The sequence below is a fragment of the Pseudomonas sp. BIGb0558 genome, assembly GCF_024807515.1.
GTDB lineage: Bacteria > Pseudomonadota > Gammaproteobacteria > Pseudomonadales > Pseudomonadaceae > Aquipseudomonas > Aquipseudomonas yamanorum_A.
This window is the reverse complement of record NZ_JANUEW010000021.1, coordinates 42,619-68,101: the sequence shown is the minus strand read 5'-3', so window position 1 is coordinate 68,101 and position 25,483 is coordinate 42,619. Positions and strand designations below refer to the sequence as shown.

Genomic DNA, 25,483 nt, shown 5'->3' with positions numbered 1-25,483 from the left:
CACTAGCCGCTATCAATACGATTAATACAAGGGGTCAGGCCCCGCACTGCGGGGCCTGTGGCTTAGTGTCGCACCAGGAACTTGAGGTCGCTGGGGGCATCAATCGCCAGTTTCTGCGTGGTTTTGCCTAAAAGACCGGTCTTGGGATCGCGCTCGACGACCACAATCTGGTTGCTCTTCTGGTTGGCAATCAGCAGGAACTTGCCGCTGGGGTCCAGGGCGAACTCCCGGGGGTGATCACCTTCCACCGAGCGGCGCTGGATCTCTTTCAACTGCGCGGTGGCGGGGTCGATGGCAAATACCAGCATCTGGTTGGCGGTGCCACGGTTGCTCACGTAGAGGAACTTGCCGTCGCTTGAGGTGTGCAGCGCAGCGCCGGCCTTGTCGGACACCGGCTGGCCGTCAGCGAAGTTGACCAACTGCTTCTGGGTCAGCTTGCCATCGTTGTAGTCGAACACCGCAACCTGCGCGCTCATCTCGGTGGTCAGCCAGGCGTGCTTGCCATCCGCGGTGAACAGCAGGTGACGCGGGCCGCTGCCCGGAGGCAGTTGCACAAACGCAGGGTCGGCCGGGGTCAGCGGCAGTTCATGGTTGGCCTTGGGGTCGTAGCGGTAGGCAAAGATCTTGTCCGCACCGAGGTCCTGGACAAACACGTATTTGCCGTCCGGCGAAGACACCACCGAGTGCACGTGGTTGGACGCCTGGCGTTCAGGGTTGACCCGGCTGGCCGGGTGCCCGCTCAGTTGCACCGGCGGTGACAGCTTGCCTTCGGCGTCTACCGGCAATACCGCGAGGCTGCCGCCTGGATCTTCCAGCACCGAATAGTTGGCCACGAACAGGTAACGCCCGTCACTGGCCAGGCTGGAATGGGTCGGCTCGTTGCCCAGGCTCTGCACCTGGTTGATCAGGGTCAGTTGATGGTTCTTCGGGTCGATGCTGTAACTGCTCACGCGCCCTACCGGGTCTTTCTGGCCCGGGCCGTTTTCATTGACCACAAACAGGTGTTTCTGGTCTTTGGACAAGGTCAGCCACGACGGGTTGGCTGCCTTGGCGGCGAGCACCGGCTGGCCGCTGAACTGCCCGGTGCGGCTGTCGAACTGCAGGCGGTAGATGCCTTCGCTGGTGCCGGCGGTGTAGCTGCCCACCAGCAATTCAAAGGTGTCCACCGGCGCAGCCTGGACCGACATCGCGCCTACGCTGCCGGCCATCAGCAGGGGCCAGAATTTACGCATCATCATCCGCTTCATCCTCGTCATTATTGTTGCCGGTAACGCCGCTCATGCAGACCAGGCGGTGTTCGCCCGAGTCACCGGTAAGGGTCCAGCTTTGCAAGGTCTGATCAAAGGTCGCCGCCTTGACCTGCTCCAGGCTGAAACTCCAGCGCTTCTCGGCACGACCGTCCATGCAGATGATCAGCAACTTCTGGTCATCCAGGCTGAAATCGAAGGTATGCAGGCCATCGATCTCGACCATCTGGCAGTCTTCAAAAGCGTTGAGCAAGGTAGCGGTGTCGGCAGTCATAACCATCAATCATCAAGGGGAAAGACCTCATGATAGGTCAAATCGTTGCATCGGCCTAAGCCCGCGCAATGCAAAACGCCGTGGCACAGGCCACGGCGTTTTGGCGAACAGCGTTGGATCAGTGAGCGAACAGCGAATTGCCCTTCTGCCCCGCCAGCTTCTCGGGCTTGATCAGGAAGCGTGCCAGCGCCGGCAACAGCCACAGCGCGCCGAACATGTTCCACAGCAGCATGAAGGTCAGCATCAGGCCCATGTCGGCCTGGAACTTGATCGCCGAGAAGATCCAGGTGCACACGCCGATGGCCAGGCACAGGCCGGTGAACAGCACGGCTTTACCGGTGGACTTGAGGGTCTGGTAATAGGCTTCCTGCAACGGCAGGCCGGCCCGCAGGAAACTCTCCAGGCGGCTGTAGATGTAGATGCCGTAGTCCACGCCAATCCCCACGCCCAGCGCCACCACCGGCAAGGTCGCGACCTTGACGCCGATGCCCATGAACGCCATCAGCGCGTTGCCCAGCACCGAGGTCAGCACCAGCGGCAGCACGATGCACAGGGTCGCCGCCCAGGAACGGAAGGTGATCATGCACATGGTGGCGACGCACAGGTACACCAGGATCAGGATGATCAGCTCGGATTCCTTGATCACCTCGTTGGTGGCGGCCTCGATCCCGGCGTTACCGGCGGCGAGGATGAATTCCAGGCCGTCCTTGTTGTTCTCCTTGGCGAAGTCCTGCACCGCATGCACCGCGCGGTCGAGGGTCTCGGCCTTGTGGTCGTTGAGGAACACCAGTACCGGCGCCAGGGAACAATTGTTGTTGTACAGGCCATCGGCACGGGCGATGGAGTTGTTCAGCACGTCGGGGTTGCGCGACAGGGTTTCCCATTTCAGGTTGCCCTCGTTCATGCCCTTGATCATCTGCTTGGACACGGTCACCAGCGAGATGGCCGACTGCACACCCTCGGTGTTCTGCATCTTCCACATCAACTGGTCGATGGGCGCCATGGCTTCATAGCGCGAGCAGCCTTCCGGCGGTGTCTTGACCATCACCACCAGTACGTCGGAGCTGGTGGAGTAGTTGCTGATGATGAAGTTGTTGTCTTTGTTGTAGCGCGAGTCCGGGCGCAGCTCCGGGGCGCCCTGGTCGAGGTCGCCGATTTTCAGGTTCTGGCTGTACCAGAGGCCGCCACCGAAGGCGACCAGCGCCAGGGCGATCGACACCGGGGCAACTTTGGGGCTGGCGAACTTCGACAGCAGGCGCCAGAACGGGTGTTCGCGGTGCGCATCCTTCTTGCTCTTGGCGATCGCGCGCTTGCTGATGCCCACATAGGAGATCGCCACCGGCAGCAGGATCAGGTTGGTGAACACGATGACCGCCACCCCCACCGAGGCGCCGATGGCCAGTTCGCGGATCACGCCGATGTCGATGATCAGCAGGGTGATAAAGCCCACCGCATCGGCGAGGATCGCGATCATGCCCGGCAGGAACAGCTGGCGGAAAGTACGCCGGGCTGCGGTCAGGGCGTTGTCGGCATCACTGGACTGCAGGGCGATCCCGTTGATCTTCTGCACGCCGTGGGAAATGCCGATGGCGAAGATCAGGAACGGCACCAGCATCGAGTAGGGATCCAGCCCGAAACCCAGGGCATGCATCAGCCCAAGCTGCCAGATCACCGCCACCAGCGTGGTGCTCAACACCGCGACGGTACTGCGCAGGCAGTTGGTGAACCACAGCAGCAGCACCAGAGTGATGACGAAAGCGATCCCGAAGAACAGCACCACCATCACCAGGCCGTCGATCAGGTCGCCGACCTTCTTGGCAAACCCGACGATGTGGATCTTGACGTTGGGGTTCTGCGCTTCGAACTTGTCGCGGATCTTGTCTTCGAGTTCATGGGAGAACTTGCGGTAGTCCAGGGCCAGCAACTTGCCCTGGTCTTGCGGGTCGGGATAGGACTCCAGCAGCGGAATGTCGACGATGCTCGACTTGAAATCGTTGGCCACCAGCCGCCCCACCTGCCCGGACTTGAGCACGTTGTTGCGCAGCTGGTCGAGGCTTTCCGGCGAGCCGTTGTAGCTCTGCGGGATCACTTCGCCGCCGGCAAAACCTTCCTCGGTAACTTCGGTCCAGCGCACGCTGGGGCTCCACAGGGACTTGAGCCCGGAGCGGTCGACGCCGGAGATGTAGAACACCTCGTCGTTGATCTGGCGCAGGGTCTCCATGTATTCCTTGGTGAAGATGTCACCGTCCTTGGCTTCCACCGAAATGCGCACGGTGTTGCCCAGGTTCGCCAGGTCGTTGCGGTGCTCCATCATCTTCTCGATGAAGGGGTGCTTTAAGGGGATCATTTTTTCGAAGCTGGTGGACGGGCGAATCAACGTCGCCTGCCAGAACAGGAAAATACTCACCAACAGGCAGATCGTGATCACTGCCGGGCGGTTATTGAAAATCAGGCGCTCGAGAAACGTGGCCTTGTCGTTGTGATGACTGCTCATTGTGTCCCCGCCTTCTTATTGTTTTGTCGGCTCGGCGCCGGTTGGACTGGCCACGCGAACGCCGCCCTGCCCCGCCAGAATCAAGTTGCCGTTGCCCGCCGCCGTGACCGCCGACAGCGAGATGCGGTCCGGGCGATTGAATACGCTGAAGGTCAGGCCGTCGTCGTGGCTGACCACCACGCTGCCGCCGTTGCCCACCACCACGATGGAGCCGTCGTCCAGCAGGGTCGCCCCCGACAGGCCGAACTCCAGCGCGCCACGGGTGGCGTTCAATTCCACCGGCTCCCAGGTGCTGCCAAAATCCGTGGAGCGAAACAGGTTGCCGCGCAAGCCGTAGGCCAACAGGGTTTGCGCCTGGGCAGTGCCGATCACGCCGAACAGCGAGCCCTCGTAGGGGCCTTCGAGTTTTTCCCAGGTTTGCCCCTCGTCATGGGAGCGGAACATGCTGCCCTGCTCGCCGACGATAAACAGCCCGGCGTCTTTGACCTGGGCAATGGCGTTGAGGTGGTATTGGTCTTCGTTGTCGAGACGGTCGCTGACGTCGTCCCAGGTCTTGCCGCCGTCGGTGGTTTCGACCAGCGCACCGTAGGCGCCCACGGCAAAGCCGGTGCTGGCGTCCTTGAACCAGACGTCGAGCAGCGGCGCTTCGCGCTTGAGGTCCTGGAATTGCTGGGTCCAGGTCACGCCGCCATCGGTGCTGGCGAGGATCTGTGCGTCATGGCCCACGGCCCAGCCGTGTTGGTCGTCGGCGAAAAACACGGCCGTCAGCAGTTGCCGGGTGGGGACTTTGGCCTGGGTCCAGGTGGCGCCCTGGTCGTCGGAATAGAGAATGTGCCCGCGATCACCGACGGCGACCAGGCGTTTGCCTGCGTGCACCACGTCGATCATCAGGCTTTTGGCGGCCTTGGGGGAATCAATGGCAAACACCGCTGCGGCGGGGGTTTCAGTGGCGGCGTGGGCCGCTGTCGACAACGCGACAGCCCCCAGCAACGAGAGCGCTGTGGCCAGCAATGCGACCCTGCGCGTGGCCTTCGGGCGGAAAAACACCACACCCATGACAGGCTCACTCATAGACCTTTCTCCCATTTATTATTGTTAGGTCGTCTTGCCGTGAGGAGCCCTGAAACCTGCAATCTAGAGCGCCTTGGGCAAGCTGGGCCATCCTAGCGGGCTTTGGAATCGTCTGACAATCGGCGCTACGTTATGTTTTGTTAACTGGAAGGGGTTAAGCCGGTGCTGAATGTAATGCTATCAGTAGCGGTGATCGTGGCGAGGGAGCTTGCTGTGGCGAGGGAGCTTGCTCCCGCTGGGCTGCGCAGCGGCCCCAAAATCCTGGGAGCGCTTCGCACTCCAGCGGGAGCAAGCTCCCTCGCCACGGGGTGCATTGTTCGTCCCGAGAATGAATTTTTATTCTATCTATTGAATGTTGAGAATATTTATTCCATAAATAGCTTTCTCACAACAATAATTCGAAGGTACCTGGCTATGCGCGAACTCGGAATCGGCCTGATTGGCACAGGCTTTATGGGGCGTGCCCACGCCCTGGCGTTCAATAACGCGCGGGCGGTGTTCGAGCTGCCGGTGAAGCTTACCCTGGCCGCCCTGGCCGATGCCGATACCGAACGCGCCAAGCGCTGCGCCAGCGACTGGGGATTTGCCCAGGCACATGGCGACTGGCAGCAGTTGATCGACGACCCCAAGGTGGATGTCGTCGCCATCACCACACCCAACCATTTGCACTATCCGATGGCCATGGCTGCGCTGGCGGCAGGCAAGGCGGTGTATTGCGAGAAGCCGCTGGCGGTGAGCCTGGAACAGGCGGCGGCCATGCGCGATGCGGCGAGCAAGGCCGGGGTGGTGACCCGGGTGGGTTACAACTATCAGCACAACCCGATGATTGGCCTGGCCCAGCAGTTGATCGACAGCGGTGAGTTGGGAGAGATCATCAGTTTCCAAGGGGAATTCAGCGAGGATTTCATGGCGGATGCAGCGTCGCCCTGGTCGTGGCGCTGTGAGGTGGGGCATGCCGGTGGGGCCTTGGCGGACCTGGGCAGTCATTTGCTGTCCATGGCGCGCTATTTGGTGGGGGATGTCGTAAGTGTGTGTGCCGATACGCAGACGGTGCACGGGCAGCGGCCTGCCACTGCCGGGAGTGAGACGCTGCGGGAGATTGCGGTGGATGATCAGGTGCATGCGTTGTTGCGGTTTGCCAACGGTGCGCGGGGGACGGTGAGCAGCAGTTGGCTGAAGCATGGGTATAAGAATCACCTGAGCTTTGAGATCAGTGGCACGCGGGGCACGTTGTTGTTTGATCAGGAGCGGTTGAATGAATTGCAGCTGTTCCGGGTCGGGCAGGAGGGGTTTCAACGGTTGCTGGCGGGGCCTGCGCTTGCGGGGTATGCGGCGTTCAGTCCGGCGCCGGGGCATCAGTTGGGGTACAACGAGTTGAAGACGCTGGAGGTGCATGAGCTGGTGATGGCGTTGGCTGGCAAAGGCAGTGATGGGACGGATTTTGCGGCGGCTTGGGAGGTGGAGCGGTTGGCGGCGGCAATTCGGGTGGCGGCTCGGGAGGAGCGGTGGGTCAGGCTGAGTGAGGTTTAAAGGATAGAGGAGATCAAATGTGGGAGCCGGGCTTGCCCGCGATAGCGGTGTGTCAGCCAGCATATTCGCTGACTGTTACACCGCTATCGCAGGCAAGCCAGCTCCCACAGAAGCCAGCTACTACATTTGATTTTTGTCAGCTTTGAGGTTTGCGCATCAGGCGGTACGCCGCCGGGATGACGAACAGGGAGAGCAGCGGTGCGGTGAGCATGCCACCGATCATGGGCGCGGCAATCCGGCTCATGACTTCGCTGCCGGTGCCGCCGCCCAGCAGGATCGGCAACAAGCCGGCGATGATCACGGCCACGGTCATCGCCTTGGGGCGTACGCGCAATACGGCGCCTTCGGTGATGGCTTCCAGCAAGGCCTGGTCCCCTCCTCCCTGGCGCTCGGCCCAGGCGTTTTTCAAATACAGCAGCATGATGACGCCGAACTCGGCCGATACCCCCGCCAACGCAATAAAGCCCACGCCCGTAGCCACCGACAGGTTGAAGCCCAGCCAGTACAACAACCAGACCCCGCCGGTCAGCGCGAACGGCAACGTGGCGAGGATCAGCAGCGCCTCATCCACCCGGCGGAACGTCAGGTACAGCAGCACGAAAATGATCAGCAGGGTCGCCGGCACGACCAGTTTCAGGCGTTCATTGGCCCGCTCCAGGAACTCGAACTGCCCCGAATAGCTGAGGCTCATGCCCGGCTGAAGTTGCACGTTCCGGTTGATTGCCTCACGCAGATCCTTCACGACCGACGCCAGGTCGCGGTCGCGCACGTCGATGTACACCCAGCCGGAAGGTCGGGCGTTTTCGCTCTTGAGCATCGGCGGGCCTTCAGTGACCTTTATTTTGGCCACGGTACCCAGGGTGATCTGGCTGCCCGAAGGCGTGTAGATCGGCAGGTTGCCCAAGGCGCTCACCGAGTCGCGCCATTCTTTCGGGTAGCGCAGGTTGATGGGAAACCGCGCCAGGCCTTCGACGGTCTCGCCAATGTTTTCACCGCCAATCGCCCCGGAAACGATGGACTGCACATCGGTGATGTTCAGGCCATAGCGTGCAGCCGCCGGGCGGTCGATGTCCACGTCGATGTAGCGCCCGCCGGTCAGGCGTTCGGCCAAGGCCGAGCTGACGCCGGGCACCGTTTTGGCGACCTTTTCCACGGCCTGGGTCACGGCGTCGATCTGCATCAGGCTGGTGCCCGCCACCTTCACGCCTATCGGGCTTTTGACGCCGGTGGCGAGCATGTCGATGCGGTTGCGGATCGGCGGGATCCAGATGTTGGTCAAGCCCGGCACCTGCACCACCCGGTCGAGTTCCTTCACCAGTTTTTCCGGGGTCATGCCCGGGCGCCATTGGTCTCGCGGCTTGAACTCGATGGTGGTTTCGAACATTTCCAGCGGCGCCGGGTCGGTGGCGGTTTCCGCGCGGCCGGCCTTGCCGAACACATGGGCAACTTCCGGCACGCTCTTGATCAAGCGGTCGGTACGCTGCAACAACGCGCCCGCGGTTTGCGTTGACAACCCCGGCAGCGCCGAAGGCATGTACAGCAGGTCGCCTTCATCCAGCGGCGGCAGGAATTCACCCCCCAGGTGCGACACCGGCCACAGTGCACTGGCGACCATCAACAGCGCCACCAGCAAGGTCATGCGCGGCCAGCGCAGCACGGACTCGAGCGCCGGCTGATAGAGCTTGATCAGGCCGCGATTGAGCGGGTTGCGTTGCTCGTCGGGGATGCGCCCGCGAATCCAGTACCCCATCAGCACCGGGATCAAGGTCACCGACAACCCCGCCGCCGCGGCCATGGCGTAGGTCTTGGTGTAGGCCAGCGGCCCGAACAAGCGGCCTTCCTGGGCTTGCAGGGTGAACACCGGGATAAACGACAAGGTGATGATCAGCAGGCAGAAAAACAGCGCCGGCCCCACCTCCACCGCCGCGTCGGTGATGACCTTCCAGTGTTCCTCCCCCTTCAATTCCTGGTTCGGGTGCGCGTGGTGCCAGGCTTCGATTTTCTTGTGGGCGTTCTCGATCATTACTACCGCGCCATCCACCATCGCGCCGATGGCAATCGCAATCCCGCCCAGGGACATGATGTTGGCGTTGATGCCCTGGAAGCGCATCACGATAAAGGCAATCAACACCCCCACCGGCAACGAGATGATCGCCACCAGGGACGAGCGCAGGTGCCACAGGAAGATCCCGCACACCAGTGCCACCACCAGGAACTCCTCCAGCAGCTTGTGGCTGAGGTTGTCCACGGCGCGGTCGATCAGTTTGCTGCGATCGTAGGTGGTGACGATTTCCACGCCGGGCGGCAGGCTGGTTTTCAGTTGTTCCAGCTTGCTCTTCACCGCCGCGATGGCCTCGCGGGCGTTCTTGCCGCTGCGCAGGATCACCACCCCGCCCACCGCCTCGCCTTCGCCATCCAGCTCGCTGATGCCCCGGCGCATGTCCGGGCCCAGCTGGATTGTCGCCACATCACCGAGGGTCACCGGCACGTTGTTGGCGTCGAGCCGCAGGGGGATCGCGCGAAAGTCCTCCAGGGTCTTCAGGTAGCCGGAGGCGCGCACCATGTATTCCGACTCGCCCATGTTCAGCACCGAGCCGCCGGCTTCCTGGTTGGCCTTGCCGATGGCCTCCACCACTTGCGCCTGGGTGATACCGCGACTGGCCAGGGCCAGGGGATCGATCTGCACCTGGTATTGCTTGACCTGGCCGCCAATGGTCGCCACTTCGGCGACGTTGGGCAGGGTCTTGAGTTCGAACTTGAGGAACCAGTCCTGCAACGAGCGCAACTGCGCCAGGTCATGTTTGCCGGTGCGGTCCACCAGGGCGTACTGGTAGATCCAGCCGACACCGGTGGCGTCCGGGCCCAGCGCCGGCTTGGCCGACGCCGGCAAGCGCGCCTGCAGCTGGCTCAGGTATTCCAGCACCCGCGAGCGTGCCCAATACAGGTCGGTGCCTTCGTCAAACAGCACGTAGACGTAGCTGTCGCCGAAGAACGAAAAGCCGCGTACGGTCTTCGCCCCCGGCACCGAGAGCATGGTGGTGGTCATCGGGTACGTGACCTGGTTCTCGACAATCTGCGGCGCCTGGCCCGGGTACGGCGTGCGGATGATCACCTGCACATCCGACAGGTCCGGCAGGGCGTCCACCGGCGTGTTCTGGATCGACCACAAGCCCCATGCGGTGACGAATAAAGTCGCCAGCAAAACCAAAAAGCGGTTGGCCACCGACCAACGAATCAACAGGGCGATCATGGTCGGGCTCCCGGTTGCATGCTCATGCCGTCCATGGCCCCCTCATTTGAAAAACCGTCGGACGATTGAGTGGTGATTCCCTTCAAACTTGCTTCAGAGTCCAGCAGAAATTGACCCGAGGCGACCACCTGCTGGCCTTCCTGCAAGCCTGCGACGATCACGGTCTGGTCCTGGTTTTCCGCACCCACCTGCACTTCTACCGGGCGATAACGTCCGCCCACCTCGGCCACCATCACCAGCACGCGTTTGCCGGTGCGAATCAGCGCTTCGCTCGGCAACAACAGCACCGACTGGCCGGTGGATTGGGCCAGGCGCACCTGAGCGGTCATGCCGGGCCGCAACCGGCCATCAGGGTTGGGCAGCTCGACCCGGACCTGCACGGTGCGGCTGTCCATGGCGGTGGCCGGCAGAATCGCGCTGACGGTGCCGCTGAATGCCTGCCCCGGCAAACCAACAAACCGGCTCTCGACGGTTTGCCCAACCGCCAACGCAGCGCCCTGGGCTTCAGGCACGGCGACTTGCAGCCACACGCTGCCCAGGCCATTGACCCGCGCCAGGGTCTGGCCCGGCGCGACGGTCATGCCCTCGCGCACGTCCAGCGTTTGCAACGCGCCGGCCAGCGGGCTGGTAATGGTCATCACCGATTGCACCCGGCCGCTGCGCTCCATTTGCGCGATCACCCCGGCGGGCATGCCGCTCAGGCGCAGGCGCTGGCGGGCGGCGGCCAACAGGCCGGCGTCGCTGTGGCGCAGGGCAAGGAATTCTTCCTGAGCGGCGGCCCATTCCGGCACCAGAATGTCGGCCAGGGGCGCATCGGCCTTGAGCACATCACCCGGCGCACGGGCGTAAACCCGCTCGACAAAACCCGCAGCCCGGGCCTGCACCACCGCCACATCGCGGTCGTTGAAGGCGAGGATTCCCGACAGTTCAAGACTCGACGCCAACACGCCGCGGCTGACACTCGCCAGGCGTACGCCGATGTTCTGGGTCAGGCTCGAATCGATGCGAATCGCCGCAGTGTCCGCCGCTGCGCCCTGCTCGCCGCCATATCGCGGCACCAGTTGCATGTCCATAAAGGGCGACTTGCCCGGCTTGTCGAATTTCTGCTGCGGGTACATCGGGTCGTACCAGTACAACGCCTTTTTCTCCTGCGGCGCCTGCATCGCCCCGGCCATGGCCGGTTTCTGCGCCAGCCAGTAGCCGCCCCCCAGGCCCAGCAGCAGGACGCCGCCCAACAGCGCCATGTTCACGATTCGGTTATTCATTGGCGGGTTCCCCGTAAGCGAAATACAGCTGGGCGCCGGTCAGGGCGCGCTGCTCAATGGCATCAATCTGTTTGAAGCGCGCCTCGACCCACTCACGGCGGGCGCTGACCACGTTCATCAGGTCGCCCTTGCCCGCGCGGTAACCCGCCAGGCTCAGGGCAACCTTCTCCTCGGCCAGCGGCACAAGGCTGTCCTGGCTGCGCTGCACGGCGCGGTCCAGGCGCTGGTAGGTAGCCAGGTCGTCTTCAAGTTCCTGGGTGTGTTCGCGGGTCTTGGCTTCGCGCTCGGCGTCCAGCTGGTCGAGTTGAGCCTGCTTGGCGGCGATGCCGGGGTTCTGCCGGCGACCGGGGAAGATCGGCAGATCGAAGGTCAATTGCAGGCTGACCATGTCACCGTATTCACGGCCACGGTGCTGATAGTCCACCTCCCAACTCCAGTCCGAAGTCTTCTGCGCCCTGGCCTCGTTCAGCCGGGCTTCGGCCTCGCGGGTACGCGGCACAAAGGCTTGCAGTTCCGGGTGCTGGTGCAGGTTGTGGGTGAAGCCATGGGTGTCGATTGTCCAGTTCGGCAACTGGCCGCTGGGGGCTTCGCTGGCGGCCGGGCCGATCCAGCGCTTGAGGGCAGCGCGGGCCTGGGCGCGTTGCTGGATCAGTTCGTCCTCGCGCCCAGCAAGGTCGGCGGCTTCCTGTTTGGGGATCACCGTGTCGGAAGGCTGCCCACGCCCACCGGCCAACTGCGCACGCACGGTGTCTTGCAGCAGGCGATTCTGCTGATAGAAGTCCTTGAACAGGGCCTCTTTGCGCTCCACCGCATAGGCGCGAATCCACGCCTGGGCGGTGGCCTGGCGCACGTTCAGGCGCTCGATGCGGCCTTCGGCGGCCGCCGTGTCCACGCTGGCCGAGGCCAACTCCACGCGCGCCTTGCGCTTGTCGCGGCTGGGCACTTGCTGCTGGATGCCGATCATCTGCTCGGTCATGTCATCGCCATACAGCGTGCCGCGATTGGGCCCGCCAATGGGGAAGTTCTGCAGGCCCACCACCAGTTTCGGGTCCGGCAACTCACCTGCCGGTATCGCCGCCTGGCCAGCAGCCTGCAATTTAGCGGATTCGGCCGCCAGCGACGGCGCGTTGTTTTGCGCCAGGCGCAGGGCCTCATCCAGGGTCAGCGCAGACGCCAGCGTCGGCCACGCCAGCACGCCCACCACCAGGGCACGCACGCATAGGGAATTCATCTTGAAGTTTCCTGTTCTGTTGCGCTGCACTCCGCTTTACGCGGCCCACAGCAAGGCCATCCCGGGTCGGGGACGAGTCTTCAGGTGCAACAGGATTCAGGTACGGGGCGGACGCCAGACGCCGGACGGCGTGCGGTCGGGGATGAAATCAGACCCCAGGCCGGCAACCACCGGATGGGAGCCAGCAACGGGTGACTTGAGCACGGGCATCGACAGCTGCAGCATGCCGCCAGTCTTGCATTCCTGTCCGGGCTTGCAGCTCTTGCCGTGATCGGCGTGGCCCGCACCGTCCGCGCAACAGTCCGCAGACATGTCGCTCATCATCTGCATATCGGACATCTGCATCGGGCACGGCTCGCTGCTCGACGGCACGCCCGCCATCCCGGTCAGGGGAAGCGAGAGGCTCAACAACAGGACGAGAAAAAAACGCAGATAGCGGCTCATGGGGCGGGAGTCTAGACAAAAGGCGGTTAAGCAACAATTAACAAACAGCAAAAAGCCGCGCCTGCTGGAGCAGGCGCGGCTTGGGTCAAACAGACAACAGGATCAGTGCATGAAGATCGCGATCAGGATAATGACCGGGATAGGCACACCGAGGAAAAACAGCAGTAATGAGCGCATGACAGTCTCCTTGAATTAACGAACGGACGTGGTGTGTGCAGTGGTTTCCAGATACACCACCGCATCCCGGCGACGACCGCCAAAGGTTGCAGCGAGGCTGGCAAAAAACGCACCGATCAACAGCGCCACGAAGGTCCACAGCGATGTATAGGCAGCGACTTTCGCCGCAGTGTCAGCAGCCTGCTTGGCTTTCAACTTGGCATCCTCCAGCGCCTTCTGGGCCTGGCCATAAACCTGGTCCACACGCGCCTCGGCATCGGCCTGACTGAGGTTGGTCCGCTGGCTGATCAGTTGCGCCAGGTACGCACGGTCTTCCGGCGCCAACTGGCCGTTGTTGCTCACGGTACGGGCAAAGATGCGGGCAACCACACCATGCACCGCGTCATCACTGACGGCTGCCGGGCGATCATCACGGAACAGGCTGTCGACGTAATAGCCGAAGTCTTCACCCTTGGACGCAGCACCCGCCACCTGGCTCATGCCGCTGGCAGCACCCGAGGCCACACTGGCACCCGCCTTCACACCACCGCTGACCACACTGCTGACCGAACCGACGATCAGCACCGCCGTCACCAGTGTCGCCACGGCCCAGGCCAGGAAGCCATGGGCGGTGTCGCGAAAGTACACCTCATCGCCGTGCATATTGGCCCATTTCACCCGCAGGCGACCGGCGAGGTAACCGCCCATCCCCGACGCGATGATCTGCGTAACCGCCAGCCAGACAATGGTGGAAATGCCAAGCCCTTTGGCGCTGATACCGCTGTCGGCCCACGGCGATACCGCCGAAAAGCCCAGGCCGAAGCCCAGCAGCACCAATATCAAGGACAATGCGGCCGCGGCGGCAGCCCCGGCAAAAATCGCCCCCCAGGAAACCCCGGAGAGCGCGCTCGACTCTTGCAGCGTGGATGAGGATGTAATCATTGTTGTTTTGCTCCAGGCATGAAAAATAGTGTTACAAGTCTCAAAAGGGACAGTGCAGGCACCGTGCCAGGAGCCTTTAAAATAAAACCCCATATATTTCAATTAGTTAAGTAATTTGAACTAATTTGAACCATGCAACTTGCAAGAAATGCCCGGGAGCGGCGGGCGTTATGCATTCCCCGTAGGAAACGACCCGCGCGCAAGGCTTGGAAGGATAAATTCCTACACGCACAGCATTCGTTCAGATTCAGCGGGGTAAGGTGAATTGTGTCGTTTATGCCTACATAAATTTTTATTTAGGAAGCGGGCTATCATTTCTTGGCAAAATGCCCGCACTTCAGTGTGAATCGCTCACCAGGTAATCCTTATGACCCGCATTTTGACCATCGAGGACGACGCCGTAACGGCCCGCGAGATCGTTGCCGAGCTGAGTAGCCATGGACTGGACGTTGACTGGGTAGACAATGGCCGCGAAGGCCTGGTCCGTGCCGTCAGCGGTGATTACGACCTGATCACCCTCGACCGCATGCTCCCGGAACTGGATGGCCTGGCCATCGTCACCACCCTGCGCACCATTGGCGTATCCACGCCGATCCTGATGATCAGCGCCCTCTCCGATGTGGATGAACGGGTACGCGGCCTGCGTGCCGGTGGGGATGACTACCTGACCAAACCGTTCGCCTCCGACGAAATGGCCGCCCGCGTCGAAGTGCTGCTGCGCCGCAAAAGCACGGTCAAGGAATTCGAGACCGCCCTGCGCGTGGCCGATCTGGAACTGAACCTGATCAGCCGTGAAGCCAGCCGCGCCGAACAGCCCCTGAGCCTGTTGCCGACGGAATACAAACTGCTGGAATTCCTGATGCGCAACACCGGGCAAATCCTGTCGCGGATGATGATCTTCGAGGAAGTCTGGGGGTATCACTTCGACCCGGGCACCAACCTGATCGATGTGCACATCGGTCGCCTGCGCAAAAAAATCGACCCGCCGGGCCTCACGCCGCTGATCCGCACGGTACGAGGTTCCGGGTATGTCATTGCTGAACCCCTCTAAAGGCTGGCGCTCTTCCAGCAGCCGGCTGCTGGCGCTCTACAGTTCGTTGTTCGTGGCCTGGAGCTGCATCCTCATGGGCGTGCTGTACTACGAGGTGTCCGGTTACCTGGGCGACCTCTCGCGCCACTCGCTGATGCAGCGCCAGCACCTGTTCCAGCGCTTTGACGGCGAAGAACTGGTGGAAGCCCTGACCACCAGCATGACTTTCGACATGAAAGGCGTTGACGCCTACGGCCTGTTCGACAATCAGTTCAACCCCATCAGTGGCCCGATCCGCGTGATACCGCCGGACCTGCCGATGGACGGGCACATCCATGCCCTGGCCAACTGCATCGACTCCGACGACCCGAAACTGCCCCGCGACAGCTGCGACGCCGTGGCCACCCACACCGAAGACGGGCGCTGGCTGATCCTGGTGCGCGCCAACGGCTCGCTGTTCGGCGTGACGCGCATCATCCTGCATGCCTTGCTGTGGGGGATCACCCTGACGATCATTCCCGGCGCGGCCGGCTGGCACCTGCTCAGGCGGCGCCCGTTGCGGCGGATTCGAGGGATCCAGGCGAGTGCCGAAGCCATCGTGGCCGGCGACCTGACCCATCGCTTGCCGCTGTCGGACCGACGCGACGAACTCGACATGCTGGCGGCCATCGTCAACGCGATGCTCGACCGCATCGAGAAACTGATGAACGAGGTCAAGGGCGTGTGCGACAACATCGCCCACGACCTGCGTACCCCGCTGACCCGCCTGCGGGCGCAGTTGTACCGGATCCAGCAACAGGCCGATGAAGACGCCCCCCACGCCCTGCAACTGGACGCGGCCATCGCCGAGACCGACACCCTGATGGCACGCTTTCGCGGCTTGCTGCGGATTTCCGAACTGGAAGACCACCAGCGTCGCTCCGGCTTCCTGGTGCTCGACCCCCTGCCCTTGCTGCAGGAGCTCCATGACTTCTACCTGCCCCTGGCAGAAGAAGGCGAGATGGAACTGCTGCTGGAAGTGCCGGCCTCGTTGCCCTGGATCACCGGCGACCGCGCCTTGCTGTTCGAAGCCCTGGCCAACCTGCTGAGCAACTCGATCAAATTCACCCCACCGGGCGGCAAAGTGATTCTGCGTGGCGTGAACGATGCCGGCAGCACCCGCATCGAAGTACTCGACACCGGCCCCGGGATTCCTGCAGCGGAACGTGCCGCAGTGTTCCAACGCTTTTATCGAGTGGACGAAGGTAATCAGCAACAAGGCGGGTTCGGGTTGGGATTGTCGATCGTGGCCGCGATCATCAACCTGCACGGCTTTAAACTGGAAGTAGGCAGCAGCGAAAGCGGCGGCGCAAAATTGATCCTGGAATGCCGCCAACAACTGATGCCAGAAGCCTGAAGAACACCCCAAACCCAATGTAGGAGCTGGCTTGCCGGCGATGCAGACACCTCGGTGTATCAGGTACACCGAGGTGATGCGATCGCCGGCAAGCCAGCTCCTACAGTTGAGCCTTATTAACCCGGGAAATTGCCCCGCAGTGCCTCAAGCCCACCGCTATACACACCGGCAAACAACTCCTCCACCGCCGCATCCGTCACACCGGCCACCGGGGTAAACACACCCGACCAGGTCACCTTCGCAGAGCTGGCAGTCAGCCCTTCCACCTTCAACGTCGCCAGGTACTCACTCACCGGAAACGGCGACTCGCTGATCGAGTAGCTGTAGGTGCGCGCGACGTTATCAAAGCTTTGCAACCGCTCCACCACCACACCGCCATCCGCCGTTTGCAGATGGCGCACACGCCCGCCTTCACTCGGCTCGCTCTTGACGATAAAGGGCAACCAATCCGGCAGCGAATTGAAGCCGCCCACCAATTGCCAAACCTGTTCGGCCGAAACCGGAACTTCAATAACAGCAGATGCTTTTGCCACGATTCACACTCCAAACCATTCAAGAAAAATCAGATCGCCATGCTGTCGACAACACCGCCGTCGACCCGCAACGCGGCACCGGTGGTTGCCGAGGACAACGGTGAAGCAATGTACGCCACCAGATTCGCCACTTCATCCACATTTGCTGCGCGCTGGATGATCGACGTCGGCCGGGCGTTGCGCACAAACACATCAGCCTCGTCCCGCGCACTGCGCCCGGACTTGGCCACCGCGTCCTTGAGCATGTGCTCCAGGCCATCGGTAAAGGTCGGCCCCGGCAGGATCGCATTGACCGTCACCCCGGTGCCCGCCAGCCGTTTGGCCAAGCCATGGGACACCGCCAGGTTGGCGCTTTTGGTCACGCCGTAGTTGATCATGTCGGCCGGCGTTGCCACCCCGGATTCCGACGATACGAAAATAACCCGCCCCCAGCCCTGCTTGACCATGCCCGGCGTGTAGTGCCGCGACAAACGCACGCCGGAGATCACGTTGACCTCGTAGAAACGCGTCCACTCACTGTCGGGGGCGTCGAAGAAATCGACGTCGTTGAAGATCCCGAGGTTGTTCACCAGGATGTCGGCCCGGGGCTCGGCGGCGAACAGTTTTTCAGCGCCCTCCACCGTGCCGAGGTCTGCCACCAACCCGCGCAACTCGGCACCGGGTACAGCCTGGCGAATCGTCGCCAGCGCCTCGTCGACCTTGCCCGATTCACGCCCGATCACCACCACCGTGGCACCGGATTGCGCCAGGGCCTGGCTGATGCCCAGGCCGATCCCGGCAGTGCTGCCACTGACGATTGCGACTTTGCCACTGATATCAATTTTCATCGTTCGCGTTCCTGTGGTTAGAGCGGCAGCGGTGCACGGGCCGAAATCAATCGGGCGTCGCGCAGGGCCTGCCAAAAGGCTGCGGGAATCTTCTCTGACAACGCCGCGACGTCTTCGGCAATTCGACCCGGACGACTGGCACCCGGAATCACTGCCGCCACCGCCGGGTGGGCCAGGGAGAATTGCAGTGCAGCGGCTTTCACGCTGACGCCATGGGCAGCGGCAATCGCCTTGATCTGCTCGACCTTGCTGATGATCGCCGGGCTGGCTTTCTGGTACTCAAAATGTGCGCCGCCCGCAAGAATGCCGGAGCTGTAAGGGCCACCCACCACGATCTCGACGTTCTGCGCCAGGGCCGCGTCCATCAGGCGCTGCAAGGCACGCTCATGGTCGAGCAAGGTGTAGCGGCCGGCCAGCAGGAAGCCATCGGGCTGGGCTTCGGTCAGGTCCAGGGTCAGCTCGCAAGGCTCGACGCGGTTGACGCCCAGGCCCCAGGCCTTGATCACGCCTTCTTCACGCAGGCGGGTCAGCACTTTGAAAGCCCCGGTGCGGGCCTGGTTGAAGTAGTCCAGCCATTGGTCGCCGTAGAAGTCCTGGGCGATGTCGTGAATCCATACGATATCGAGGCGATCGGTTTGCAGGCGATTGAGGCTGTCTTCGATGGAACGCAGGGTGGCATCGGCGCTGTAGTCGTTGACCATCTTGTTCGGCCGGCCATGTTCGAACACGCCGCTTTTCTCGCCGAGGTCGCGGGCGCTTTCTTCCACTTCATCCAGGATCACCCGGCCGACCTTGGTGCTGAGCACATACTCGTCACGGTTGTATTTCGACAGGGCCTGGCCCAGGCGAATTTCCGAGAGGCCCGAACCGTAGAACGGCGCGGTGTCGAAGTAACGCACGCCCTGGCTCCAGGCCGCTTCAACGGTGGCTTGCGCCTCGTCTTCAGGAATCGCGCGGAACATGTTGCCCAATGGGGCGGTACCAAAACCCAGCACGCCGGGCAGTTTGTCTTTCAAGCTCATGGGGTAAATCCTCAAGATTGTTCAAGGTCGCTGTGTTGACCGTTGAGCAGATCGTAGATTGCAGAGATCGGACCGTCCAAGACATACTGCGACCAACTTGAGTCCCTACAGGTCTGACATGATCGATTTCCGCCAACTGCGCTACTTCGTTGTAGTCGCTGAAGAAGAACACGTGGGGCGTGCTGCCGAACGGTTGCACATCTCCCAATCGCCCCTGAGCCGGCAGATCGCCCAACTGGAAGAGCGCCTGGGTTTGACCCTGTTCGAGCGCAGCCAACAGCGCATCCGCCTGACCCGCGACGGCCAGACGTTTCTTGCCGAAACCAAGGCCTTGCTGACCCACGCCAACCGCCTGGAATCCCTCGGCCGGCGTCTGGGCAAAGGCGAAGAAGGCGGCCTGTGCATCGGCTACATCGAAAACGCCATGCACGCCGGCGTGCTACCGAATGCCCTGAAGGTACTGCGCGACGCGCGGCCCAACGTGCATATCGCCCTGTACAACCTGCCCTCCATCGAGCAACTGGAAGGCTTGCGCCAGCGCAGCCTCGACATCGCCCTGGTAGGTGAACCGCCGGCAGCAGATGACCCGGACCTGATCGCCTTGCAAGTGCTGGACGATCCGATGTTGCTGGCGCTGCCCGAGCAGCATCCACTGGCCGGCGTCAGCGAGTTGCTGCCCGAACATCTGGCCGAACAGCAGTGGATTGGCGTGCAACGCAAACCCGGGGCGAACCCGGCGGATGACTTCGTTGCGGCGTGCATTCGGGCGGGCTTTACCCCGCAGATTCCGATGGAAGCCAGCGAGCCGTTTACCGCGCTGGGATTGGTGGCGTCGGGGTTGGGTGTGGCGATGGTGCAAAAGGGTTTGAGCCGCAATGCACCACCGGGCGTGGTGCTGCGGGAACTGCCGTGGCTGACGTACACCACACCGCTGTGGGCGGCGTGGCATCGGATCAATTTGCGGCCGTTGGTGGAGACGTTCAGGAAAGTACTGACTGAGTGTTGAGGGCATTGGGGTATGCGTTATTTGATCGCCTGCCCCGGTCAAATGTGGGAGCCGGGCTTGCCCGCGATGGCATCACCGCGGTTTGTCAGGTATACCGAGGCGCCTGCATCGCAGGCAAGCCAGCTCCCACATGGGTTCGGTGTTGTAACTGAAAGTGGTGAAGGATCAATACCGCCAATGCCCCGGCACCCACAACCACTGCCCGTTCCCCCAGCGATAGTGCCCCCGCACCCACTGATACCCCGGCGCCGGGGCCACCGGCACTACTTCAACCAACGGCGGCGGACGACGCGGATGAACAGGTTCGACAATACAACCGGACAACGCAGCGGCCATCAACGTGGCGGCCAGCGTGGCCTTGAATATCCGGGACATGGCACGGTTCCCCAATGAGACTAGCCGTCGCCTGAGTGGCGGGCTTACCCGGGTTAAACGCGGCCATCCGGGAAAATCCGTCGCCCGTCTCAGTTCTTTTTGGCTACCGAGCCCTTCGCCTGCCCCTTCAAATACAACGCTTCCACCAGTCGCTGGCGCTCATCCCGGGGCAAGGTGCTGGCGAACTGCGCCAGGGTGTTGTCCACCAGCGCCCTGAGCGCCATGTCCGCTTCCCGAGCCTTGCCCAAGTCGCTCACCAGTGCCTCACGGTCCAGGGTCGGCGCCTCCAGTTGCTTGATCACATCCAGCCGCGCCTCGCGCCCGGCCAGCACCAGCGGTTGGCTGTCCGAGCGGTTCTGGCGTAGCAACTGACGCAACTCCTTACGCCGCTCCGGCGGCAGCTTGACCATCGCCTGGCGCAAGCCATGCTGGTTCACCACGGCCTCGGCAGGCTTGGTATTCGCCAGCCAGTGGTACAGGCCACCGCCGACCCCGCCGATCAAAAACACGTTGAACAACACCGACACAACCAGCAGCGGCTTCAGGTATTTGGGTGACGGGGTCATTGCTCGCTTTCCTCGGCGTTGACGGTGAAGACGACTTCGGCGTCGCCCTGGTCGAAGACACTGGGCAGTACTTCAGGACCGAGCATGGGCAGCGGCACGCTCAACGACGCCACCAGGATTCCGGCGGCGATCCCGGCAATGCCCACGCCGACAAAACCGGCAGGCGACAGCCAGCCGGCGTAACGCGCCCAGAACGACTGGCGCTGGGGAAACGACTGACGGATCTGTCGCGCCAGCGCCGGGTCGACAGGCGCCAGTTGATACCCATCCAACTGGCCATCGAGCCATCGCGCCTGGTGCAACACCTCACGTGCGCCGGCATCGCCTGCATCCAGCAGTGCCTGGGCTTCGGCCTGTTCGGCGCGGGGCCAACGGTGCAAGTGGCCGCCGTAAGCCTCGGCCAATTGGGCAAATCGTTCGGGCGTCATGGTTTTCCCCTTCCTGGGCGGGCGGGCCCGGGTGTGTCGTCAAGGTAACTGCGCAAGTTGCGCCGGGCCCGTGACAGCAAGCTCTCCAGTGCCTCGACGCTGATGTTCATCAGCGCAGCGGCGTCGATATTCGACAGCTCTTGATAGTACTGCAGCACAATCGCTTCACGCTGGCGTTCGGGCAGCGACGCCAACGCCGCCGCCATGTGCTCACTGCGGGCGGCGGCTTCCAGCTGTTCATCGGGCGCAGGCGCTGTGTCGACCACCTCGCTCATCGCCTCCTCGTCGTGCAACGGGCGCTCCTTGCGCCGACGCAAATGGTCGTGGCACAGGTTGAGTGCCACGCGGTGCAACCAGGTGTCGAAACGCGCTTCACCACTGCGCCAGCTTGCAGCCTGGCGCCAGATCCGCAGGAAGCTTTCCTGGGCCACGTCCCTGGCCTCGTCGGCATCCCCGAGGATCCGACTGGCGAGCGCGAGCAAACGCGGAAGTTTGCGCGTCACCATTTCGTTGATGGCCGCCGGTTCGTTATTACCGATGCGGGCCAACAGCTCAACGTCCGGATCAGTGTCTTTCAATAGGGCAAGTCTCGGTCCGGTGGCTAAGGGTCAGGTTGACGGGACGGTCAGCGGATCCAGTGCCCTTCCATCCAGTACCAGTTGGGGCCGCGCGACTCCCAGTGGCCAGGTTCCCAACGGGCGTTGCGCATCACCGGCTGCCAGTGGCCCGGCATCCACACGTAACCGCGCCCTTCGTAGCGCCAGTGCCCGCGATCCCACACATAGCCAGGACGCTCGACGGGAACCGCCTCGACACGCATCGGCGGCGGCGCATCGCGGATGATCACTTCGGTCTGGGCAAAGGTCGGCGTGCTGACCAGGGCGGCCAGCGCCAGCGGGATCAACAGGGCATAACGTAGTTTGGCCAGCGGTCGTGCAAGTCTCATGACAACTCCTTCATCGGCGATCGCCAGTGATCGCTGCTGCAGGGTTGAACGGCGGGTGCCGGGGAAATCCGTCGCGTCAAAATCAAAATTTTTCGCGACCACTCGGCACGGCAGGCAGGGCCAGTATTGCCCAGGGTTTGCGGGGGTTTGATGAAATATGCAAAAAGCTGCGACGGATTTGGCCGGGCGGTCGCGTTCAAGGGTTAACCGTTGGCAATCAGCAGGCGTATCTGCTGATCGGCAACGTTCACTACCTTGAGGAAATCACCATGTCTCGTCGAATTTCACTGCTGGTTGCCGCCGTCCTGCTCATGAACCTTGGCGGCTGCGTGTTCCTGCCGGGGCACCGCGAGCATTGCTGCTGGCGCGGTTACGGGGTGGTGACAACCCCGACGGCACAAGCGATCTCCTGATCGCTAACTGACCGCCGCAAACCCTCTGCGCCCGGCCTTTATCTCGGTGCGCAGTTCGCCAATCAGGTTTGAGATGGAACGGATGCTGTCCAGACCCTGGGGCGACACGCGGGTCAGCAGCAGGTCGACGCGCCCGGAGGCCGGGTCGAAGATGTTGATGCGCAGCGAACCGTCGCTGTTCAGTGAGCAGTCACAGGCGAGGGGCAGAAAACCCGACTCCATGATGTGGCGAAACTCGGCTATCGAGACCATGCGGGCACCCTTCGCTGGACCAGGCTCAGTGGACGTGATCCGTCTAGGGTAGATGAGCTTTTTCAACCTGCCGGGGAATTAAGTCAAAAGTGATACTTGGTGCTCATTTTGCCTGAAACCGCTGGCGGGCTGACGCCAGAAAAACCACACCACGACCTCTCATCCGATGCCGCGCGTAGCACTTGATTCCTGTCGATGATGGCCAGATGCTCTGGGTTTTTGCCGCCATCAAGAGCATCCCCATGAGCATCGAACCGCCGAGCGAACCCGACAGCGCCGTGTACAAGACCTTGCTGGAATCCACCAAGGCGATTCCCTGGCGCATCGACTGGGCAACCATGACCTTCAGCTACATCGGCCCGCAGATCGAGACGCTACTGGGCTGGACGCCCCAGAGCTGGGCCACCGTGGATGACTGGGTAGAACGCATGCACCCGGACGACCGCGAATACGTGGTCAACTTCTGCGTCTCGCAGTCCCGCGCCGGGGTCGACCACGAAGCCGATTACCGCGCGCTGACCGCCAGCGGCGAGTACGTGTGGATTCGCGACGTGGTGCACGTGGAGCGCAAGGATGGCGAGGTGCAAGCACTGATCGGCTTCATGTTCGATATCAGCGAGCGCAAGAAGACCGAAGAGCACTTGATCCGCTTGCAGAAACAGCTGGAGGAATATTCCTTCCAGGACGGCCTGACCGGCATCGCCAATCGGCGCATGTTCGACACCGTGCTGGCGCGTGAGTGGACCAGCGCCCTGCGCAGCCAGTTGCCGCTGTCGTTGATCCTGTTGGATATCGATTATTTCAAGCAGTACAACGACCTCTACGGGCATATCAAGGGTGACGAATGCCTGCGGCAAGTGGCGAGCACGCTCTCCCGGGCGGCCAACCGGCCACGGGATTTCATTGCGCGCATCGGCGGTGAAGAGTTTGTGTGGTTATTGCCGGAAACCGACGCCGAGTCTGCCCTGCGTGTGGCCGAGCGCTGCCTGCACCTGATCCGCCAGCAACAGATCAAGCATGGGCATTCGGCGGTGTCCGACCTGCTGACGCTGAGCCTGGGGGTGGGCACCCGGACGGTAAGCCCGGGAAGCGAAGCCCTGGTGTTTGTCGAACAGGTGGACAAATTGCTGTATCAAGCCAAACGCAACGGGCGGATGCGCGCCGAGATAGCCACGATCACCGACTGAGCCCCCATACTCACAACGTAGGTGCAGGCCCTACACTCCCGGCCTGCACCGATTCGTCACGCCGCCAAAAGACAGCAACGCTTAACGAGGCACGACGATGTCGCTTGGAACAATAGGCTTGGTACTTTTAATAAGGAAATCGGTTTTGCCGTTACCTGAGGTATCAATAGCCAGATAGTAAAGTTTATCGGTCGGGTGAAACCCGATTACCGCATCACCGGGCGTGCCAGTAAAATTTTGCACAAGACGCGGCGTAACACCGGCATTGCTCATGGCTTCGGTGATATCAATTTTGTCCTTGCCACTGACAAAATCCATCAGGCGGTCGGCTTTTTCCTGCGTAGAGTCTGACACCTGATTATATTTAAAGGTGTTGTTCCCCCCTACTCCCCATAGTTGATCCTGACCACCGCCGCCCACGATGACGTTATTTGCCATGTTACCGATAATTTTATCGTTGCCTGTTCCTCCCTTGGCATTTTCGATCGTCACGCCTCTGGCAATGGACACATTATTCACACCACTCCCCACATTGGAGTACGTTCCTGCCCCCAGATTAATAGTCTGGTCCTGAGTAAACTTTGAAAAGTCAAACGTGTCATTACCGCCACCATCCCACACACTAAATTTCGGCGCAGAATTAGCCTCTTGCATATGCCTCGGCATCATTCGATACGTATCAGGGTCCTTCAAACTATACTGATCGCGATCAGCATTTGAATTAAAGCCATAAACCGTGTCGGTATTACGCGTATTGTAATTTGCACCATATAGTTTCTGGGCTTGCTCTATATCGTCCATCAACGAGCCAGGTGCATGGTCGGGACGTTGAACCCCCATTGCATGCCCCACTTCGCGCATGATTTTTTGTTTGGATATTGATGGAGCGTCCGTCCCCCTTGCCGTCTGAAAAAAGACCACTTCAGATCCTGGTTCTTTGGGCACGCCATCAGGTGTATTAGGATACGTGTGAACAGCCAGCTTAAGGTGCCCCTCATTTGCAGGATTTTTACTCTCTGTAAATGTAACGTTGGCAACATCCGACCAATCCTGCAGAGCGCTTTTGACCTTTGACTCATCCAGCATAAAAGGAAGTAAGCCCTTCCCCCGCTCGGAAGAATGATAGACACCATTCTGGTAAGAGAGGCTCGTAACACCATCATTATTAAGATCATGCCACTTACGTCCGGTGCCTGAACTCTGCTGAGTTGGCTGGCCGTCACCATAACCTTTTGAAGGCTGTGTCTTGCTGGGCTCTTCAGAGGCAGACTTTGAGTAATTATCCGCATAACCATTGGTCATGGTGGAATTATGAAGTGCTTGTAAGTTCGACATAAAATACCCTTTCAGATTAAACACCCGGAAACGAGCGAACACTCTATTCGCCGAAACAAGGTGACACGGCCAAAAAAGCAATCAAGCCTCAATTCGTAACTAGATCTAAATCCGGTATTTTTACTCCACTCAAAAAACGACAAAAAAATACGTCTTCAAAATTTTACGTAAGAAAATATCACTAAACCAATACGACACCAGCCACCTAAAAAAACCCACTACACTCACAAATCAACGTTTTCTATACCCGCCGAAAAAAGGGC

The 25,483-nt window shown here is 61.4% G+C and carries 25 protein-coding genes; 6 read left to right on the top strand and 19 right to left on the bottom strand.

Annotated features, from left to right (window positions below; genetic code table 11):
• Positions 1-62 precede the first annotated feature (62 nt).
• From M2400_RS22310 to M2400_RS22295, 4 genes are all read right to left on the bottom strand, one after another.
• Complete coding sequence (locus tag M2400_RS22310) at positions 63-1,238, bottom strand: lactonase family protein (protein ID WP_177042574.1); 1,176 nt, start codon at positions 1,236-1,238, stop codon at positions 63-65.
• Positions 1,225-1,521 carry a DUF5629 family protein gene (locus M2400_RS22305; protein WP_010172342.1) on the bottom strand — a complete coding sequence of 99 codons (297 nt, stop codon included), beginning with the start codon at positions 1,519-1,521 and terminating at the stop codon, positions 1,225-1,227. Before M2400_RS22305 ends, M2400_RS22310 begins: the two co-directional genes overlap by 14 nt.
• A gap of 118 nt (positions 1,522-1,639) precedes the next feature.
• Positions 1,640-4,015: an RND family transporter gene (locus M2400_RS22300; RefSeq protein ID WP_259198889.1), complete on the bottom strand. Its 2,376-nt coding sequence runs from the start codon at positions 4,013-4,015 to the stop codon at positions 1,640-1,642.
• A 15-nt stretch (positions 4,016-4,030) separates the two neighbouring features.
• Positions 4,031-5,071 (bottom strand): YCF48-related protein, encoded by a 1,041-nt coding sequence (locus M2400_RS22295; protein WP_256352032.1) that lies wholly within the window; start codon positions 5,069-5,071, stop codon positions 4,031-4,033.
• A gap of 429 nt (positions 5,072-5,500) precedes the next feature.
• Between M2400_RS22295 and M2400_RS22290 the strand changes: the two genes are divergently transcribed.
• The gene (locus tag M2400_RS22290) at positions 5,501-6,616 is read left to right on the top strand and encodes a Gfo/Idh/MocA family protein (RefSeq protein WP_259198978.1); all 1,116 of its coding nucleotides are present in this window, start codon (positions 5,501-5,503) and stop codon (positions 6,614-6,616) included.
• 136 nt (positions 6,617-6,752) lie between these two features.
• Here M2400_RS22290 and M2400_RS22285 read toward each other — a convergent pair whose 3' ends face one another.
• The 5 genes from M2400_RS22285 to M2400_RS22265 form a co-directional block, all read right to left on the bottom strand.
• Positions 6,753-9,866, bottom strand: a complete 3,114-nt coding sequence (locus tag M2400_RS22285; RefSeq protein WP_259198979.1) for an efflux RND transporter permease subunit — start codon at positions 9,864-9,866, stop codon at positions 6,753-6,755.
• A complete protein-coding gene (locus M2400_RS22280) occupies positions 9,863-11,131 on the bottom strand; it encodes an efflux RND transporter periplasmic adaptor subunit (RefSeq protein ID WP_259198980.1) in 1,269 nt (422 codons plus the stop codon). The genes M2400_RS22285 and M2400_RS22280 overlap by 4 nt, the downstream gene beginning before the upstream one ends.
• On the bottom strand, positions 11,124-12,362 hold the full coding sequence (locus M2400_RS22275) for a TolC family protein (RefSeq protein ID WP_259198981.1): 1,239 nt from the start codon (positions 12,360-12,362) through the stop codon (positions 11,124-11,126). The genes M2400_RS22280 and M2400_RS22275 overlap by 8 nt, the downstream gene beginning before the upstream one ends.
• A 96-nt stretch (positions 12,363-12,458) precedes the next feature.
• Positions 12,459-12,806, bottom strand: a complete 348-nt coding sequence (locus M2400_RS22270; RefSeq protein ID WP_177042582.1) for a hypothetical protein — start codon at positions 12,804-12,806, stop codon at positions 12,459-12,461.
• A 192-nt stretch (positions 12,807-12,998) separates the two neighbouring features.
• Positions 12,999-13,904, bottom strand: coding sequence for a hypothetical protein (locus M2400_RS22265; RefSeq protein WP_259198982.1), 906 nt, complete (start codon positions 13,902-13,904; stop codon positions 12,999-13,001).
• Between the two features lie 367 nt (positions 13,905-14,271).
• Between M2400_RS22265 and M2400_RS22260 the strand changes: the two genes are divergently transcribed.
• Both M2400_RS22260 and M2400_RS22255 read left to right on the top strand, forming a co-directional pair.
• A complete protein-coding gene (locus M2400_RS22260) occupies positions 14,272-14,955 on the top strand; it encodes a response regulator transcription factor (RefSeq protein ID WP_003219726.1) in 684 nt (227 codons plus the stop codon).
• Positions 14,933-16,330, top strand: coding sequence for a HAMP domain-containing sensor histidine kinase (locus tag M2400_RS22255; RefSeq protein ID WP_177042584.1), 1,398 nt, complete (start codon positions 14,933-14,935; stop codon positions 16,328-16,330). The genes M2400_RS22260 and M2400_RS22255 overlap by 23 nt, the downstream gene beginning before the upstream one ends.
• 116 nt (positions 16,331-16,446) lie before the next feature.
• On the opposite strand, the gene M2400_RS22250 is transcribed toward M2400_RS22255, so the two are convergent.
• Genes M2400_RS22250 through M2400_RS22240 form a run of 3 tightly spaced genes read right to left on the bottom strand, consistent with a single transcriptional unit; the run spans position 16,447 to position 18,712 of the window.
• On the bottom strand, positions 16,447-16,863 hold the full coding sequence (locus tag M2400_RS22250; RefSeq protein ID WP_177112962.1) for an SRPBCC family protein: 417 nt from the start codon (positions 16,861-16,863) through the stop codon (positions 16,447-16,449).
• A gap of 29 nt (positions 16,864-16,892) precedes the next feature.
• Positions 16,893-17,690: an SDR family NAD(P)-dependent oxidoreductase gene (locus tag M2400_RS22245; protein ID WP_218170914.1), complete on the bottom strand. Its 798-nt coding sequence runs from the start codon at positions 17,688-17,690 to the stop codon at positions 16,893-16,895.
• A 17-nt stretch (positions 17,691-17,707) separates the two neighbouring features.
• A complete protein-coding gene (locus M2400_RS22240; protein ID WP_177120183.1) occupies positions 17,708-18,712 on the bottom strand; it encodes an aldo/keto reductase in 1,005 nt (334 codons plus the stop codon).
• A gap of 118 nt (positions 18,713-18,830) precedes the next feature.
• Here M2400_RS22240 and M2400_RS22235 point away from each other — a divergent pair, with 118 nt between their 5' ends.
• A complete protein-coding gene (locus M2400_RS22235) occupies positions 18,831-19,718 on the top strand; it encodes a LysR substrate-binding domain-containing protein (RefSeq protein ID WP_259198983.1) in 888 nt (295 codons plus the stop codon).
• A gap of 165 nt (positions 19,719-19,883) precedes the next feature.
• Here M2400_RS22235 and M2400_RS22230 read toward each other — a convergent pair whose 3' ends face one another.
• The 5 genes from M2400_RS22230 to M2400_RS22210 all read right to left on the bottom strand — a co-directional run bounded on the left by M2400_RS22230 (position 19,884) and on the right by M2400_RS22210 (position 22,033).
• Positions 19,884-20,093 (bottom strand): YXWGXW repeat-containing protein, encoded by a 210-nt coding sequence (locus M2400_RS22230; RefSeq protein ID WP_076016843.1) that lies wholly within the window; start codon positions 20,091-20,093, stop codon positions 19,884-19,886.
• Positions 20,094-20,182: 89 nt separating this feature from the next.
• Positions 20,183-20,659 (bottom strand): periplasmic heavy metal sensor, encoded by a 477-nt coding sequence (locus M2400_RS22225; protein ID WP_177042600.1) that lies wholly within the window; start codon positions 20,657-20,659, stop codon positions 20,183-20,185.
• On the bottom strand, positions 20,656-21,087 hold the full coding sequence (locus M2400_RS22220; RefSeq protein ID WP_177042601.1) for a hypothetical protein: 432 nt from the start codon (positions 21,085-21,087) through the stop codon (positions 20,656-20,658). The genes M2400_RS22225 and M2400_RS22220 overlap by 4 nt, the downstream gene beginning before the upstream one ends.
• Entirely contained in the window at positions 21,084-21,665 is a 582-nt protein-coding gene (locus tag M2400_RS22215; protein ID WP_177076835.1) for an RNA polymerase sigma factor, read from the bottom strand. Before M2400_RS22215 ends, M2400_RS22220 begins: the two co-directional genes overlap by 4 nt.
• Positions 21,666-21,712: 47 nt before the next feature.
• Positions 21,713-22,033, bottom strand: coding sequence for a YXWGXW repeat-containing protein (locus tag M2400_RS22210; RefSeq protein ID WP_259198984.1), 321 nt, complete (start codon positions 22,031-22,033; stop codon positions 21,713-21,715).
• A gap of 269 nt (positions 22,034-22,302) precedes the next feature.
• Between M2400_RS22210 and M2400_RS22205 the strand changes: the two genes are divergently transcribed.
• Positions 22,303-22,446, top strand: a complete 144-nt coding sequence (locus M2400_RS22205) for a hypothetical protein (protein WP_166742173.1) — start codon at positions 22,303-22,305, stop codon at positions 22,444-22,446.
• 3 nt (positions 22,447-22,449) lie between these two features.
• On the opposite strand, the gene M2400_RS22200 is transcribed toward M2400_RS22205, so the two are convergent.
• Positions 22,450-22,698 (bottom strand): DUF1652 domain-containing protein, encoded by a 249-nt coding sequence (locus M2400_RS22200; protein WP_017477131.1) that lies wholly within the window; start codon positions 22,696-22,698, stop codon positions 22,450-22,452.
• Positions 22,699-22,940: 242 nt separating this feature from the next.
• On the opposite strand from M2400_RS22200, the gene M2400_RS22195 reads away from it, so the two are divergent.
• A complete protein-coding gene (locus M2400_RS22195; RefSeq protein WP_259198985.1) occupies positions 22,941-23,885 on the top strand; it encodes a sensor domain-containing diguanylate cyclase in 945 nt (314 codons plus the stop codon).
• An 81-nt stretch (positions 23,886-23,966) separates the two neighbouring features.
• Here M2400_RS22195 and M2400_RS22190 read toward each other — a convergent pair whose 3' ends face one another.
• Complete coding sequence (locus M2400_RS22190) at positions 23,967-25,220, bottom strand: M10 family metallopeptidase C-terminal domain-containing protein (protein WP_259198986.1); 1,254 nt, start codon at positions 25,218-25,220, stop codon at positions 23,967-23,969.
• Positions 25,221-25,483 lie beyond the last annotated feature (263 nt).

Bases quoted from the DNA above. Each gene is read 5' to 3' on its own strand.
- M2400_RS22225 (WP_177042600.1), bottom strand. From the start codon at position 20,659: ATGACCCCGTCACCCAAATACCTGAAGCCGCTGCTGGTTGTGTCGGTG.
- M2400_RS22295 (WP_256352032.1), bottom strand. From the start codon at position 5,071: ATGGGTGTGGTGTTTTTCCGCCCGAAGGCCACGCGCAGGGTCGCATTG.
- M2400_RS22280 (WP_259198980.1), bottom strand. From the start codon at position 11,131: ATGAATAACCGAATCGTGAACATGGCGCTGTTGGGCGGCGTCCTGCTG.
- M2400_RS22190 (WP_259198986.1), bottom strand. From the start codon at position 25,220: ATGTCGAACTTACAAGCACTTCATAATTCCACCATGACCAATGGTTAT.
- M2400_RS22300 (WP_259198889.1), bottom strand. From the start codon at position 4,015: ATGAGCAGTCATCACAACGACAAGGCCACGTTTCTCGAGCGCCTGATT.
- M2400_RS22195 (WP_259198985.1), top strand. From the start codon at position 22,941: ATGAGCATCGAACCGCCGAGCGAACCCGACAGCGCCGTGTACAAGACC.
- M2400_RS22220 (WP_177042601.1), bottom strand. From the start codon at position 21,087: ATGACGCCCGAACGATTTGCCCAATTGGCCGAGGCTTACGGCGGCCAC.
- M2400_RS22210 (WP_259198984.1), bottom strand. From the start codon at position 22,033: ATGAGACTTGCACGACCGCTGGCCAAACTACGTTATGCCCTGTTGATC.
- M2400_RS22265 (WP_259198982.1), bottom strand. From the start codon at position 13,904: ATGATTACATCCTCATCCACGCTGCAAGAGTCGAGCGCGCTCTCCGGG.
- M2400_RS22275 (WP_259198981.1), bottom strand. From the start codon at position 12,362: ATGAATTCCCTATGCGTGCGTGCCCTGGTGGTGGGCGTGCTGGCGTGG.
- M2400_RS22290 (WP_259198978.1), top strand. From the start codon at position 5,501: ATGCGCGAACTCGGAATCGGCCTGATTGGCACAGGCTTTATGGGGCGT.
- M2400_RS22310 (WP_177042574.1), bottom strand. From the start codon at position 1,238: ATGATGATGCGTAAATTCTGGCCCCTGCTGATGGCCGGCAGCGTAGGC.
- M2400_RS22270 (WP_177042582.1), bottom strand. From the start codon at position 12,806: ATGAGCCGCTATCTGCGTTTTTTTCTCGTCCTGTTGTTGAGCCTCTCG.
- M2400_RS22255 (WP_177042584.1), top strand. From the start codon at position 14,933: ATGTCATTGCTGAACCCCTCTAAAGGCTGGCGCTCTTCCAGCAGCCGG.
- M2400_RS22235 (WP_259198983.1), top strand. From the start codon at position 18,831: ATGATCGATTTCCGCCAACTGCGCTACTTCGTTGTAGTCGCTGAAGAA.
- M2400_RS22230 (WP_076016843.1), bottom strand. From the start codon at position 20,093: ATGTCCCGGATATTCAAGGCCACGCTGGCCGCCACGTTGATGGCCGCT.
- M2400_RS22305 (WP_010172342.1), bottom strand. From the start codon at position 1,521: ATGACTGCCGACACCGCTACCTTGCTCAACGCTTTTGAAGACTGCCAG.
- M2400_RS22240 (WP_177120183.1), bottom strand. From the start codon at position 18,712: ATGAGCTTGAAAGACAAACTGCCCGGCGTGCTGGGTTTTGGTACCGCC.
- M2400_RS22285 (WP_259198979.1), bottom strand. From the start codon at position 9,866: ATGATCGCCCTGTTGATTCGTTGGTCGGTGGCCAACCGCTTTTTGGTT.
- M2400_RS22245 (WP_218170914.1), bottom strand. From the start codon at position 17,690: ATGAAAATTGATATCAGTGGCAAAGTCGCAATCGTCAGTGGCAGCACT.
- M2400_RS22205 (WP_166742173.1), top strand. From the start codon at position 22,303: ATGTCTCGTCGAATTTCACTGCTGGTTGCCGCCGTCCTGCTCATGAAC.
- M2400_RS22200 (WP_017477131.1), bottom strand. From the start codon at position 22,698: ATGGTCTCGATAGCCGAGTTTCGCCACATCATGGAGTCGGGTTTTCTG.
- M2400_RS22260 (WP_003219726.1), top strand. From the start codon at position 14,272: ATGACCCGCATTTTGACCATCGAGGACGACGCCGTAACGGCCCGCGAG.